This window comes from Streptomyces sp. NPDC085927, from assembly GCF_044540975.1.
Taxonomy (GTDB): Bacteria; Actinomycetota; Actinomycetes; order Streptomycetales; family Streptomycetaceae; genus Streptomyces; species Streptomyces hirsutus.
This window is the reverse complement of the sequence record NZ_JBITSN010000002.1, coordinates 26316-39102: the sequence shown is the minus strand read 5'-3', so window position 1 is coordinate 39102 and position 12787 is coordinate 26316. Positions and strand designations below refer to the sequence as shown.

General features: G+C 73.3%; 12 protein-coding genes. 1 reads left to right on the top strand and 11 read right to left on the bottom strand.

Features of this window, described 5'->3' with window-relative positions; translation table 11 throughout:
* The 7 genes from ACIF80_RS05105 to ACIF80_RS05075 all read right to left on the bottom strand — a co-directional run bounded on the left by ACIF80_RS05105 (position 1) and on the right by ACIF80_RS05075 (position 7972).
* Positions 1 to 897 carry a 5-dehydro-4-deoxyglucarate dehydratase gene (locus tag ACIF80_RS05105; protein ID WP_399801168.1) on the bottom strand — a complete coding sequence of 299 codons (897 nt, stop codon included), beginning with the start codon at positions 895 to 897 and terminating at the stop codon, positions 1 to 3.
* 218 nt (positions 898 to 1115) lie between these two features.
* A complete protein-coding gene (locus tag ACIF80_RS05100; RefSeq protein WP_399799553.1) occupies positions 1116 to 1574 on the bottom strand; it encodes a hypothetical protein in 459 nt (152 codons plus the stop codon).
* Positions 1575 to 1685: 111 nt separating this feature from the next.
* Positions 1686 to 2678, bottom strand: a complete 993-nt coding sequence (locus ACIF80_RS05095; protein WP_399799551.1) for an adenosine deaminase — start codon at positions 2676 to 2678, stop codon at positions 1686 to 1688.
* A 21-nt stretch (positions 2679 to 2699) separates the two neighbouring features.
* The gene (locus ACIF80_RS05090; RefSeq protein WP_399799548.1) at positions 2700 to 3605 is read right to left on the bottom strand and encodes a ribonuclease Z; all 906 of its coding nucleotides are present in this window, start codon (positions 3603 to 3605) and stop codon (positions 2700 to 2702) included.
* Between the two features lie 10 nt (positions 3606 to 3615).
* Positions 3616 to 3969 carry an HIT domain-containing protein gene (locus ACIF80_RS05085; protein ID WP_399799546.1) on the bottom strand — a complete coding sequence of 118 codons (354 nt, stop codon included), beginning with the start codon at positions 3967 to 3969 and terminating at the stop codon, positions 3616 to 3618.
* Between the two features lie 160 nt (positions 3970 to 4129).
* Positions 4130 to 7435 carry a S41 family peptidase gene (locus ACIF80_RS05080; RefSeq protein WP_399799543.1) on the bottom strand — a complete coding sequence of 1102 codons (3306 nt, stop codon included), beginning with the start codon at positions 7433 to 7435 and terminating at the stop codon, positions 4130 to 4132.
* A 45-nt stretch (positions 7436 to 7480) separates the two neighbouring features.
* Positions 7481 to 7972, bottom strand: a complete 492-nt coding sequence (locus ACIF80_RS05075; RefSeq protein ID WP_399801165.1) for a hypothetical protein — start codon at positions 7970 to 7972, stop codon at positions 7481 to 7483.
* Between ACIF80_RS05075 and ACIF80_RS05070 the strand changes: the two genes are divergently transcribed.
* The gene (locus tag ACIF80_RS05070; RefSeq protein WP_399801277.1) at positions 7896 to 8102 is read left to right on the top strand and encodes a hypothetical protein; all 207 of its coding nucleotides are present in this window, start codon (positions 7896 to 7898) and stop codon (positions 8100 to 8102) included. The genes ACIF80_RS05075 and ACIF80_RS05070 overlap by 77 nt on opposite strands.
* A gap of 424 nt (positions 8103 to 8526) precedes the next feature.
* Here ACIF80_RS05070 and ACIF80_RS05065 read toward each other — a convergent pair whose 3' ends face one another.
* From ACIF80_RS05065 to hrcA, 4 genes are all read right to left on the bottom strand, one after another.
* On the bottom strand, positions 8527 to 9267 hold the full coding sequence (locus tag ACIF80_RS05065; protein WP_399799541.1) for a 16S rRNA (uracil(1498)-N(3))-methyltransferase: 741 nt from the start codon (positions 9265 to 9267) through the stop codon (positions 8527 to 8529).
* Positions 9264 to 10337 (bottom strand): nitronate monooxygenase, encoded by a 1074-nt coding sequence (locus ACIF80_RS05060; RefSeq protein WP_399799539.1) that lies wholly within the window; start codon positions 10335 to 10337, stop codon positions 9264 to 9266. The genes ACIF80_RS05065 and ACIF80_RS05060 overlap by 4 nt, the downstream gene beginning before the upstream one ends.
* Before the next feature lie 251 nt (positions 10338 to 10588).
* Positions 10589 to 11725 carry a molecular chaperone DnaJ gene (gene dnaJ, locus ACIF80_RS05055; RefSeq protein WP_399799537.1) on the bottom strand — a complete coding sequence of 379 codons (1137 nt, stop codon included), beginning with the start codon at positions 11723 to 11725 and terminating at the stop codon, positions 10589 to 10591.
* The gene (gene hrcA, locus ACIF80_RS05050) at positions 11726 to 12742 is read right to left on the bottom strand and encodes a heat-inducible transcriptional repressor HrcA (RefSeq protein WP_055591661.1); all 1017 of its coding nucleotides are present in this window, start codon (positions 12740 to 12742) and stop codon (positions 11726 to 11728) included. It lies immediately after the preceding gene.
* Positions 12743 to 12787 lie beyond the last annotated feature (45 nt).

Below are 12787 nucleotides of genomic sequence, written 5' to 3'. Positions count from 1 at the left end.
TCACAGGGCGGCTCCTACGAGGTCCAGCCCGGCGGCGAGCAGGGCCTTGAGGTCGGTGAGGTCAAAGGGCGAGGGGTCGGTGAGCGGGGCGCGTACGGGGCCCACGGGGCGTCCGCGGAGCCGGGCCGCCGCCTTCACCAGTGACACCGCGTACCCGGGGGCTCGGTCACGGAGTTCGGCGAAGGGTGCGTAGAAGCCGCGCAGCAGGGTGTCGGCGGTGGCGTGGTCGCCGTCGCGCAGGGCGGTGAAGCAGGCGTCGGCGATCTCCGGGGCGAAGGCGTGGACGGCCGAGGAGTAGGCCGGGACGCCGAGGGCGGCGTAGGCGCGGGCCTGGATCTCGGCGGTGGAGGCCCCGTTGAAGAAGAGGAAGTCCTTGGGGGCGGCGAGGGTGAGGCGCTGCAGCCGGTCGAGGTCGCCGTGGCCGTCCTTGAGGCCGACGACGTTCCCGAGGGCGGCGATGCGCCGGAGCGAGCCGGGGCTGTACGCGACCTGGCCGCGCTGGTAGGCGATGAGCGGGAGCCGGGTGCGGGCGGCGATGTGCTCGAGCTGGGCGACGAGGCCGTCCTGGGGGGCGTCGACGAGGTAGTGCGGCAGGACGAGGAGCGCGTCGGCGCCGGCCTCCTCGGCGATGTGCGCGAACCGGACGGCCTGCGGCCAGCCGTATCCGGTCCCGGCGACGACCGGCACCCTGCCCGCCGCCGCCTCGACGGTGAGGGCGACGACCTGCCGGTACTCGTCCTCGTCCAGGGAGAAGAACTCGCCGGTGCCGCAGGCGGGGAAGAGGGCGCCGGGGGCGGCGGCGAGCTGACGGGCGAGGTAGGCGCGCTGCCCGTCGGGGTCGAGGGTGCCGTCGTCGTGGAAGGCGGTCAGCGGGAACGACAGCACACCGCCCGCCATCGCCTCCCGCAGCCGCCGCACCACGGCCGCGGTGTCCGTCTCCGCGTCCGCGTCCGGGCCTGTGCCACCGTCCGCGTCCGCATCCGTGCCCGCGTCCGTGCCCGTATCGAGGCTCACCCGCGCCATCTCCCCCCATGAACGCCATCCATGTATGAGAACAGAGGCTAGATAGGCGAACAGAGGTCGTCAATGGGTCGGCGGCAACCGGTCCCGGAGCGTCAGCCGGCGGCCCGTGCGGTGAGGGTCCCGATCGCCTCGGCGGCGACCTCGGGCTCGTCCACGTGGATGTAGTGCCCGCTGTTCTCGGCGGTGCTCGGTTCACTGGTGCCGGACAGCGCCGGCCACGCCTTCCGGCCCTTGGTCCAGTCCTCCTCGAGGCCCGCCCCGTACTCGGGCAGCATGTCCGCGAGGTAGGGCTGCCCCTGCCGGATCACCCGCACCGGGATGTCTCCGGCGGAACGGACCTCCCCGTCGGTGAAGGCGAGCCGCTCCGGGTTCTGCCCCTCGAACATCGAGAGGTTCTGGGCGCGCATGTCGCCGGCCGGGCCGGTGGCGGACTCGGGGATCCTGTTCCCGAGGTCGGTGCCGGCGGTGGGCGAGGTGGCGTCCAGCAGGACCAGGCCCTTGACCTTGTCCTGGTGGTCGGGGGCGTACCTGGTGGCGATCAGCCCGCCCATCGAGCACCACCCTCGGTTCGCGCACCGGACGCACCGGACGACAGGAACACGGGACTACGGGGACACGAGGACGTGGGGACGCGGGAGCGTGAGGACGCGGGAGCGTGAGGGCTACGGGAAGACGTACGCCTCCACCTCGGCGAGGTACCGGCCCCGCCGCTCCTCGTCGTCGTCCAGGAAGGCGGCGAGGAAGGAGTTGCGGGCCAGTTCGCGCAGCCGCTCCGGGCCGAGGCCGAGGGTGTCGCGCACCGCGTCGAAGTTGTCGCCGGCGTAGCCGCCGAAGTAGGCCGGGTCGTCGGAGTTCACCGTGCACAGCAGGCCGGCGTCGAGCATCGCGGGCAGCGGGTGGGCGGCGAGGGTGTCCACGGCGCGCAGCCGGACGTTCGACAGCGGGCACAGGGTCAGCGGGATCCGGTCCCGCACCAGCCGCGCCACCAGCGCCGGGTCCTCCACGCAGCGCAGCCCGTGGTCGACCCGTTCGACACCGAGCGCGTCCAGCGCCTCGGTGATGTACTCGGGCGGGCCCTCCTCACCGGCGTGCGCCACGCGCCGCAGCCCGAGCGCGGCGGCCGCCTCGTACACCTCGCGGAACTTCACCGGCGGGTGGCCGACCTCGGCGGAGTCCAGGCCCACACCGGTGATCCGGTCCAGGTGGGGCTTCGCCGCGTCCAGGGTCGCCAGGGCCGACTCGGCGGACTCGTCCCGCAGGAAGCACATGATCAGCCGGGTCGAGACGCCGTGCGTCTCCTTGCTGCGTCCGAGCGCCCGCCACAGGCCCTCGACCACCGTGCCCATGCCGACCCCGCGCGCCGTGTGCGCCTGCGGATCGAAGAAGATCTCCGCGTGCCGCACGCCCTGCGCCGCGGCGCGGGCCAGGTAGGCGTCGGCGAGGTCCTCGAAGTCCCGCTCGGTGCGCAGCACGGCCATGAGCTCGTAGTACAGGTTCAGGAACGACTGGAGGTCCTGGAACCGGTACGCCTCGCGCAGGGCGTCGGTGTCGGCGTAGGGCAGGTCGACACCGTTGCGGGCGGCGAGGGCGAAGGCGAGCTCGGGTTCGAGGGTGCCTTCGATGTGAAGGTGCAGTTCGGCTTTCGGTACGGGCATCGAAACATCGTACGGGCGATCTCAGCGACGCCTGGGAAGCGGCACTCGCAGCAGATCGCGGGCCACGGTCAGCTCGCCCGCGTACCCGGCGGCCCGCGCCTGCCGCTCGAACTCCTCCGGATCGCTGTAACGCTGGCTGAAGTGGGTGAGCACCAGATGCTTCACGTCCGCGTCCCGCGCCACCCGAGCCGCCTGTCCGGCCGTCAGGTGGCCGTGCTCGACGGCGAGCTCCTCGTCCTCGTCGAGGAACGTGGACTCGATGACGAGCAGGTCGCAGCCCTCGGCGAGCGCGTGCACCCCCTCGCAGAGCCGGGTGTCCATGACGAACGCGAACCGCTGGCCGCGCCGCACCTCGCTGACGTCCTCCAGCGCGATCCCGCCGAGGGTGCCCTCGCGCTGGATGCGGCCGACGTCCGGGCCCTTGATGCCGTGCGCGGCGAGCCGGTCGGGCAGCATCCGCCGGCCGTCGGGTTCGACCAGCCGGTAGCCGTACGACTCGACGGGGTGCGACAGCCTCCGCGCCTCCAGCGTGTACCCGGGGGTGCGGGCGAGCGGGCCGTCGACGCCGACGGGTTCCTCGGTGATGCCGACCGTCTCGCGGTAGGCGGTGGCGTACCGCAGCCGGTCGAAGAAGCGCTGCCCGGAGCCCGGGTAGTGGGCGGTGACGGGGTGCGGGACCCGGTCGAGGTTGATGCGCTGGATCACTCCGGCGAGGCCGAGCGAGTGGTCGCCGTGGAAGTGGGTGACGCAGATCCGGTTCAGGTCGTGCGCGGCGACCCCGGCGCGCAGCATCTGGCGCTGGGTGCCCTCGCCGGGGTCGAACAGGATGCCCTCGCCGTCCCAGCGCAGCAGGTAGCCGTTGTGGTTGCGGTGACGGGTGGGGACCTGGCTGGCGGTGCCGAGCACCACCAGTTCGCGTACGGACAAAGGGAGCTGCCTATCCGGGCGGCCAGTGGAGACCGCGGCCGCCCAGGACGTGGGCGTGCGCGTGCCAGACGGTCTGGCCGGCGCCGCTGCCGGTGTTGAAGACGATGCGGTGGCTCTCCAGCTGCTCCTGGTCCGCGACGGCCTGCGCCTCGCGCAGGATGTCCGCCGCGACGTCGGGGGCGGCCGCGGCGAGGGCCGCCGCGTCCTTGTGGTGCGCCTTCGGGATCACCAGGACGTGTGTGGGCGCCTGCGGGTTGATGTCGCGGAAGGCGACGGTGGTGTCCGTCTCCCGGATGATCGTCGCCGGGATCTGCCCTGCGACGATCTTGCAGAACAGGCAGTCGTCCTGCGGTTCCCCTGCCATGGCAGGCCCTCCTCGGTGCGTGGTGATCACGTACGAAGGCATCGTAGTCGCCCTCGCTGCGGCGGGCAGGCATGCCGGGGCACGGCCCGGACGGACGCGGAGGGCGGACGCGGAAATCCCGTCGCCCGCCCGGTTCCGTCCGGCACCGGCGCCGGGCCGTCTACTCCACCGTCGGCGGCGTCTTCGCCGGTGTCTCCTCGAGCGCGGCCAGCGCCAGCCGTACCGCCTCGTCGAGCTGGACGTCCCGGCCCGCCGCGTGGTCCTGCGGGCTCTGGACGACCTCCACGTCCGGGTCCACGCCGTGGTTCTCCACGCCCCAGCCGTAACCCTCCAGCCAGAAGGCGTACTTGGGCTGGGTGACGAGGGTGTGGTCGACCAGCCGGTAGCGGCTGTCGATGCCGACCACACCGCCCCAGGTGCGGGTGCCGACGACCGGGCCGATGCCGAGCGCCTTGATCGCCGCGTTGACGATGTCGCCGTCGGAGCCGGAGAACTCGTTGGCGACGGCGACGACCGGGCCGCGGGGCGCGTCCTGCGGGTAGCTCTCCGGGCGCATGCCGCGCGGCAGGTCCCAGCCGACGATCCGCCGGGCCAGCTTCTCCACGACGAGCTGGGAGGTGTGGCCGCCGCGGTTCTCCCGGACGTCCACGATCAGGCCCTCGCGGATCACCTCGACCCGCAGGTCCCGGTGGATCTGGGCCCAGCCGGGAGCCTGCATGTCGGGGACGTGGATGTAGCCGAGCCGGCCGCCGGACAGCTCGTGGACATGGGCCCGCCGGTCGGCGACCCAGGCGTGGTAGCGCAGCGGCTCCTCGTCCGCGACGGGGACGACGACCGCGTGCCGCGGGTCGCCGCCGCCGGCCGGGGAGACGGTCAGCTCGACGGGCTTGCCCGCGGTGCCGACCAGCAGCGGGGCCGGTCCGGCCACCGGGTCGACCGGCTGTCCGGCCACGGCGACGATCGCGTCACCGGTGCGGATCGCGACGCCGGGCGCGGCCAGCGGGGACCGGCCCTCCGGGTCGGAGGTCTCCGCGGGCAGGATGCGGTCGACGCGCCAGCTGCCGTCCTCGTGGCGGGAGATGTCCGCGCCGAGCAGGCCCTGCCGGGCGCCGCCGCCGAAGCTGCCGCGCGGGGTGACGTAGGCGTGCGAGGTGCCGAGTTCGCCCTGGACCTCCCAGAGGAGGTCGACCAGGTCGTCGTGGGTGGCGAGCCGGTCCAGGACGGGCCGGTAGCGGTCGAGGACGGCGTCCCAGTCGACGCCGTTCATGTCCGGCCGCCAGTAGTTGTCCCGCATGATGCGGCCGGCCTCGTCGAACATCTGCCGCCACTCGGCGGCCGGGTCGACGAACTGGCGGACCCGGTCGAGGTCGACGGTGATGTTGCTGTCGCTGTCGTCGTCGCCCGACGCGCGCCGGTCGCTGGGGACGACCTTGAGCCGGCTGTCGGTCCACAGCAGCACCCGCTTGCCGTCACCGCTGACCTCGAAGTGGTCGGCGTCCGAGGCCAGATGCTCGAGGCGCTGCTGGGCGAGGTCGTACCGCTCCAGCTCGGTCTTCGGGTCGGGGTCGTCGGGGGTGGCCCTGGTGGCGCCGAGGACGCCGCGCACCGGGTGGCGCAGCCACAGCACCCCGTCCTTGGCGGCGCGCAGGTTGGAGTAGCGGGCGGCCTCGACCGGGAACGGCACGATCCGGTCGGCGAGCCCCTCCAGGTCGATCCGGGTGGTCGGGGTGCCCTCGCTGTCGGGGGTCTCGTCCCGGTCCGGCGTCTCGAAGGGGCGGCCGTGCCGCTGCGGGCCGAACGGTGACGGGGTCGTCGCGGCGAGGGTGATCAGGTGCGGCCGGGCGCCCTCGACGAAGGCGAGGTCGAAGACGTACTCGTCGTAGACCGGGTCGAAGGAGCGGGTCGACAGGAACGCGAGGTGCTTGCCGTCGAGGGTGAAGGCGGGCGCGTAGTCCTGGAAGCGCAGCGGGGTCGCCTCGGTGACCTGGAGGTCGGTGGTGCTGGCGATCCTCAGCTGGCTGAGCGGGCGGGGGCCGGGGTGGGACCAGGCGAGCCAGGCGGAGTCGGGCGAGAAGGTCAGCCCGGAGACGTCGCCGTCGGCGCTGCGGTCGACCTCGCGGACCTCGCCGGTCTCCCGCTCGACGAGCAGGACGCGGCCGTCGTGCGAGGCGACCGCGGCGCGGCTGCCGTCCGGCGACATCGCGAGCCCCAGGACCCGGCCGAGCTGTCCGGCGGCGAGCCGGCGCGGGGTCGCGCCGGGGGCGGGGCCGGTGGCCGGGGCGAACTCCAGGGCGTCGTCGCCCTCGGCGTCCGTCACCCACACCACCCACTCCTCGCCGTCCGCGCGGAAGGTGCGCGGGCGCCGGGCGCGGACGCCGGGGGTGGCGGCGAGGGCTCGGGCGGGGCCGGACCGGTGGGTGACCCAGTGGACGGCGCCGCGCACGCAGACGGCGCTGCCGCGCGCGGTGTGGTCGGGGGCTGCGGAGCCGAACCAGCGGGCGGCGTTCACCGGGAACGGCTGGAGGTCGACGCGCTGGCCGCCGAGCCGGATGTCGAGCGGGCGGGGCTCGGCCCCGTCCAGGTCGTCGAGGAGCCACAGCTGCCCGGCGCTGGAGTAGACGACGCGGGCGCCGTCGGTGGCGGCGTGCCGGGCGTAGAACCCTCCGAGGGGGGTGTGCCGGCGCAGGTCGGATCCGTCGGCGAGGGAGGAGTACAGCGCGCCGGTGCCCTCGTGGTCGGAGAGGAACGCGATCCTCCCCCAGGTTCTCGGCTCCGCTCGAACAGGGGGGACCCCCATCCCCACCCAGAGCGGGTACTCGATGTTCCCGTCGAGGCCGGCGTGCAGGCGTACGAACTCGCCGGGGAGCGCGGGGGCTTCGGGAGCTTCGGTGGCTTCGGTGACTTCGCCGGCTCCGGGGTCTCCCGTCTCCCGCTCGATCCACAGTTTGCCCGCCGTGCCGCCCCGGTAGCGCTTCCACGTGGCGGCCTCGCGGCCCATCGTCGCGGACAGCAGTACGGTGCGCGGCCCGTGGGCGATGTCACCGACGGGGCCGTAGGGCAGCGTGGTGGCGGGTCCTCCGTCGAGGGGGATCGCGCGGGCCCAGGTGCGGCGCAGGCTGGCCTGACCGTGGGTGCTGAGCGCCAGGACCTTCCCGTCCGGGGTCCAGCCGCGCACCTGGGTCTTCCCGCTCCCCCAGTACGTCAGGCGTCTGCCGGGGCCGCCCTCGACGGGCGCGATGTGCACCTCGGGTGCGCCGTCACGGGTGGAGGTCCAGGCGACGGTGGTGCCGTCGGGCGAGATGCGGGGCATCGTCACCGGCACGTTGTCGGCGCTGGCCCGCCAGGCGCGGCCGCCGTCGAGCGGGGCGAGCCACACGTCGTCCTCGGCGGTGAAGGCGATCAACTCGCCGTGCAGATGCGGGAACCGGAAATAGGCGGCGGAGGCAATCGATGCAGGCTGTGTCACCCGATCACCCTATGCAAGCGCGGTCGGCGTGGACAGGGGTATGGATCACTTGCCCTCGACAGGGCGGCAGGAGGGGTACTGGTCGCACCACACGGTCGTCGTGACCGTGACGGTGACGGTGGGCCGCGGGCCGCGGTGCGTGGGCTCGCCCACCGCCGGCGGGCTGGTGGCGTCGCAGTCGCCCAGGCCGTCGACCCGGAACACCTGCTTGCCGTCCACCTTCGCGGTGATGTCCCCGCGCACACAGGCGCCGTTGACGGCGTGGGTGATCTTTCCGGTGACGGTGATCTCCTTGCCGTTCTCGGTCTCCCCGTCGCAGTCCACGGTGGCCACGGTCTTCTCGCTCGCGCTCGCGGACCGGGACGACGCGCTCGCGTCGTCGCCGTAGGAGGCGGTGCAGCTGAGCCAACGCACCCCGTCCTTCTGGCGGTTGAGCTCCCGTGTGACCGTCTCGTCGGTCGTGAGCGCCACCGAGGCCGAGCCGACCGAGCCCGGCTCGCACGCCACGGCCCCGCCCACGGCGATCACGGCGAACACCGCGGCCGGCACCGGCCGCCGCCACCGTGCCCCTCGCCCGGCCCTCGGCTTCGGCCGAGACCTCGGCCAACTCCTCGTCAGTGCCCTCTTGGACGCCATGGACGGCAGCCTGCCACCGTCACAGGCGTGACGGTAGGGCGCATACGGCCACCGCGCACTACCGTGGGCGGGTGCGCAGCGAACGCCGGCTCAGAAGGCTCGTCGTGGACGGTTCCGTCGCAGGGGCAACAGCCGTTCACGTGTGGTCGGTGCGCCATCGGCACAGTACCGAGGGGCCCTGTCAGGAGGTGCTCGTCCTGCGCGGGAACGGGAGGACGACGCGTCTCGTGTTCCGGGGCGGCGAGGGGCGTTTCGTCCCCGGCGGCTTCCTGCACTCGGGGTGCGTGGCCGTCAGGGGGCTGGGGACGCTGAACCTGCACGAGCCCGGTGTCCTACGGGCCTTCGTCGACGAGCCGGCCCGGCAGGGACTGCTCACCGGGTCCGCGGAGCTCGACGGCTGGGAGCTGTTCCCGGCGGTCGCCGCCGGCCGCGCGGCGGGCGGCCGGCCGGGGCGGTCACGACCAGCGGCCCGTGCGGGCCAGGAGCACGGCCGCCGCCGCGGTGCCGGCGGTGGAGGTGCGCAGGACGCTGCGGCCCAGGCGGTAGGGCTTGGCGCCGGCCTGCGCGAAGAGCTCCAACTCCTCCGGCGAGACGCCTCCTTCGGGGCCGACGACCAGCACGATGGCCCCGGAGGCGGGGAGCCCGGCGGTCGCGAGGGGTTCGGTGCCGCTCTCGTGGAGGACGGCGGCGAAGTCCGCTTCGGCGAGAAGTGACGCAACCTGTCGGGTCGTGGCCGCGTCCGCGACCTCCGGGAAGCGCGTCCGGCGGGACTGCTTGCCGGCCTCACGGGCCGTCGCCCGCCATTTGCCGAGGGACTTCAGCCCGCGCTCGCCCCGCCACTGGGTGACGCAACGCGACGCCGACCACGGCACGACCGAGTCGACGCCGACCTCGGTCATCGTCTCCACGGCCAGCTCGCCCCGGTCCCCCTTGGGCAGGGCCTGGACGACGGTGAGCCGGGGCGACTCCACGGGTTCCTCGACGACGTCACCGAGGCGCACGATCAGCCGGTCCTTGCCTTCGGTGCCGGTCACCTCGCCCTCGGCCCGGCGGCCGGCGCCGTCGGTGAGGACGACGGTCTCCCCGGCCCGCAGCCGCTTCACGGAGACGGCGTGCCGTCCCTCGGGGCCGTCGAGCACGTGGTGGCCGGAGCCGTCCGTGCCGAAGTCGTCCACGACGAAGACCGGGGCGGTCATCGGGCACCTCCCGCCGACAACGCGTTCCGGGTGGCGGTGAGTTCGGCGGCCAGCACCTCCACCAGCTGCCCGGCGGGCAGCTCGCGGGCCATCCGGTGGCCCTGTCCCGCCCACAGCGCCATGCCCTGCGGGTCCCCGGCGGCGGCCGCGGCCTTGCGCAGCGGGGCGGTCAGATGGTGGACGTCCGGGTAGGCGGCGGGCGCGTACGGGCCGTGCTCGCGCAGGAAGCGGTTGACCAGGGCGCGCGCCGGACGCCCGGAGAAGGCGCGGGTCAGTTCGGTGCGGGCGTACAGGGGGTTGGTCAGCGCCTGCTTGTGCAGGGCGTGCGCACCGGACTCGTGGGTGGCGAGGAACGCCGTGCCGAGCTGGGCCGCCGAGGCACCGGCCGCGAGGACGGCGGCGATCTGACTGCCGTGCATGATGCCGCCGGCCGCGACGACCGGGATGCCCACGGCCTCCCGCACCTGGCTGACCAGGGACAGCAGTCCGATGCCGGAGCCGTCCGCCTCCGGGTCGTCCCGGTGGGTGCCCTGATGGCCGCCGGCCTCGACGCCCTGCGCGATCACCGCGTCGGCGCCTGCCTCCTCCACGGCCCGCGCCTCGTCGGGGGTGGTGGCGGTGGCCAGCGTGAACGTGCCGGCGCGGCGCAGGGCGTCCAGGACGTCACGGGAGGGCACGCCGAAGTGGAACGACACCACCGGCACCGGGTTGTCGAGCAGGACGGCGAGTTTGGCGTCGTAGCCGTCGTCGCGGCCGCAGTCGGGGTCGCCGAGCTCGGTGGCGTACCAGGGGGCCTCACCGGCCAGCTGGTGGGCGTAGACGCCGACGGCGGCGGGGTCGGGGGTCTCGGGCTGCGGCATGAAGACGTTGACGCCGAAGGCGAGGCCGGTCAGCCCGCGCAGCTGCTTGATCTCCTGGTACATCCCGTCCGCGGTCTTGTACCCGGCCGCCAGGAACCCGAGCCCGCCCGCCTCGGACACGGCCGCGGCGAGCTGCGGCACGGCGACTCCGCCCGCCATCGGGGCCTGCACCACGGGGTGCCGGAGGAGATCGGTGAGGGCCAAGGACATGACGGCATGTTGCCACGTCCTTCGGACATCTCCGAATTGGATCGAGGTGGATCAGAGGTGGCCGAAGGCAGGTCGAAAGCGGGTCGGAGAGGGACCGGAGAGGGATCGGGGGATCGACGAAGGGCCGGAAACGGCGCGGCATCGGATCCGACGGCCCTGCCCTTGGCACGGCCCGCTTCCGGGAGGGCACCGCGGGGACCTCGTCCGGTCCCCGCGGAAAAGCACCTGTCAGTGCCCGTCGCCCCTACCCGTCAGCGCCCGTTGAAGGCGTCCTTCAGCCGGGAGAACAGGCCCTGCTGGCCCGGCTGGAACTGGCCCAGCGGGCGCTCCTCGCCGCGGAGCTTGGCGAGTTCGCGCAGCAGACGCTCCTGTTCGACGTCGAGCTTGCCCGGGGTCTGCACCTCGACGTGCACGATGAGGTCGCCCCGGCCGCCGCCGCGCAGATGCGTGACGCCCCGGCCGTGCAGCGGGATCGACTGGCCGGACTGGGTGCCGGGCCGGATGTCGACCTCCTCCATTCCGTCCAGCGTCTCCAGCGGCACTTTGGTGCCGAGGGCGGCCGCCGTCATCGGGAGGGTGACCGTGCAGTGCAGGTCGTCGCCGCGCCGCTGGAAGGTGCTGTGCGGCAGCTCGTGGATCTCGACGTACAGGTCGCCGGCGGGACCGCCGCCGGGGCCGACCTCGCCCTCGCCCGCCAGCTGGATCCGCGTGCCGTTGTCCACACCGGCCGGGATCTTCACCGTCAGGGTGCGGCGGGAACGGATCCGTCCGTCGCCCGCGCACTCCGGGCACGGGTTCGGGACGACGGTGCCGAATCCCTGGCACTGCGGGCAGGGGCGCGAGGTCATGACCTGGCCCAGGAAGGACCGCGTGACCTGCGAGACCTCGCCCCGGCCGCGGCACATGTCACAGGTCTGCGCGGTGGTGCCGGGGGCGGCGCCCTCGCCGCTGCAGGTGGTGCAGACGACCGCCGTGTCGACCTGGATGTCCTTGGTCGTGCCGAACGCGGCCTCGTCCAGCTCGACTTCGAGGCGGATCATCGCGTCCTGGCCGCGGCGGGTGCGCGAGCGCGGACCGCGCTGCGACGCCGTGCCGAAGAACGCGTCCATGATGTCGGAGAAGTTCCCGAAGCCGCCCGCGCCGAAGCCGCCCGCGCCACCGCCGCCGGACTGCTGGAGCGGGTCGCCGCCGAGGTCGTAGACCTGCTTCTTCTGCGGGTCCGACAGCACCTCGTAGGCGGCGTTGATCTCCTTGAACCGCTCCTGCGTCTTCGGATCCGGGTTGACGTCCGGATGCAGCTCGCGGGCGAGTCGCCGGAAGGCCTTCTTGATCTCTTCCTGCGACGCGTCCCGGCGTACGCCGAGTACGGCGTAATAGTCGGTGGCCACTTACGACTCCGCCAGGATCTGTCCGACGTACCGTGCCACTGCTCGTACCGCTCCCATCGTTCCCGGGTAATCCATGCGTGTCGGTCCGACCACGCCGAGCTTGGCAACCGCCTCGCCGCCCGAACCGTAGCCCACCGACACGACGGACGTGGAGTTGAGTCCCTCGTGGGCGTTCTCATGACCGATACGGACGGTCACGCCCGGATCCTTCGCCTCTCCGAGCAGCTTGAGGAGCACGACCTGCTCCTCGAGCGCCTCCAGAACAGGCCGGATCACCAAGGGAAAGTCATGCCCGAAGCGGGTCAGATTGGCGGTGCCGCCGATCATCAGCCGCTCCTCGTTCTCCTCGACCAGCGTCTCCAGGAGAGTGGAGAGCACGGTCGAGACCGTACCGCGTTCCTCGGGGTCGAAACCCTCGGGGAGGTCCTCGACGAGGGATGGTACGTCGGTGAAACGGCGGCCCGCGACACGGCTGTTGAGCCGCGCCCGCAGATCCGCCAGGGTCGCCTCGCCGACCGGCGCCGGGCAGTCGACCATGCGCTGCTCGACCCGCCCGGTGTCCGTGATCAGCACCAGCATGGCGCGTGCGGGCGCCATCGGGAGCAGCTCCACGTGCCGCACGGTCGAACGGGTCAGCGACGGGTACTGCACGACGGCGACCTGCCGGGTGAGCTGCGCGAGCAGCCGCACCGTGCGGGCCACGACGTCGTCCAGGTCGACGGCACCCTCGAGGAAGTTCTGGATGGCGCGCCGCTCGGGCGCGGTCATCGGTTTGACGCCGGCGAGCTTGTCCACGAAGAGCCGGTAGCCCTTGTCGGTGGGGATGCGCCCGGCGCTGGTGTGCGGCTGGGCGATGAAGCCCTCGTCCTCCAGGGCCGCCATGTCGTTGCGCACGGTGGCCGGGGAGACGCCCAGGTTGTGCCGCTCGGTGAGGGCCTTGGAGCCGACGGGCTCCTCGGTGCCGACGTAGTCCTGGACGATGGCGCGCAGCACCTGGAGCCTGCGTTCACTGAGCATCACGCACACCTCCAGAAGCCGTCCGTCCGGTATCTTCCCTGGCAC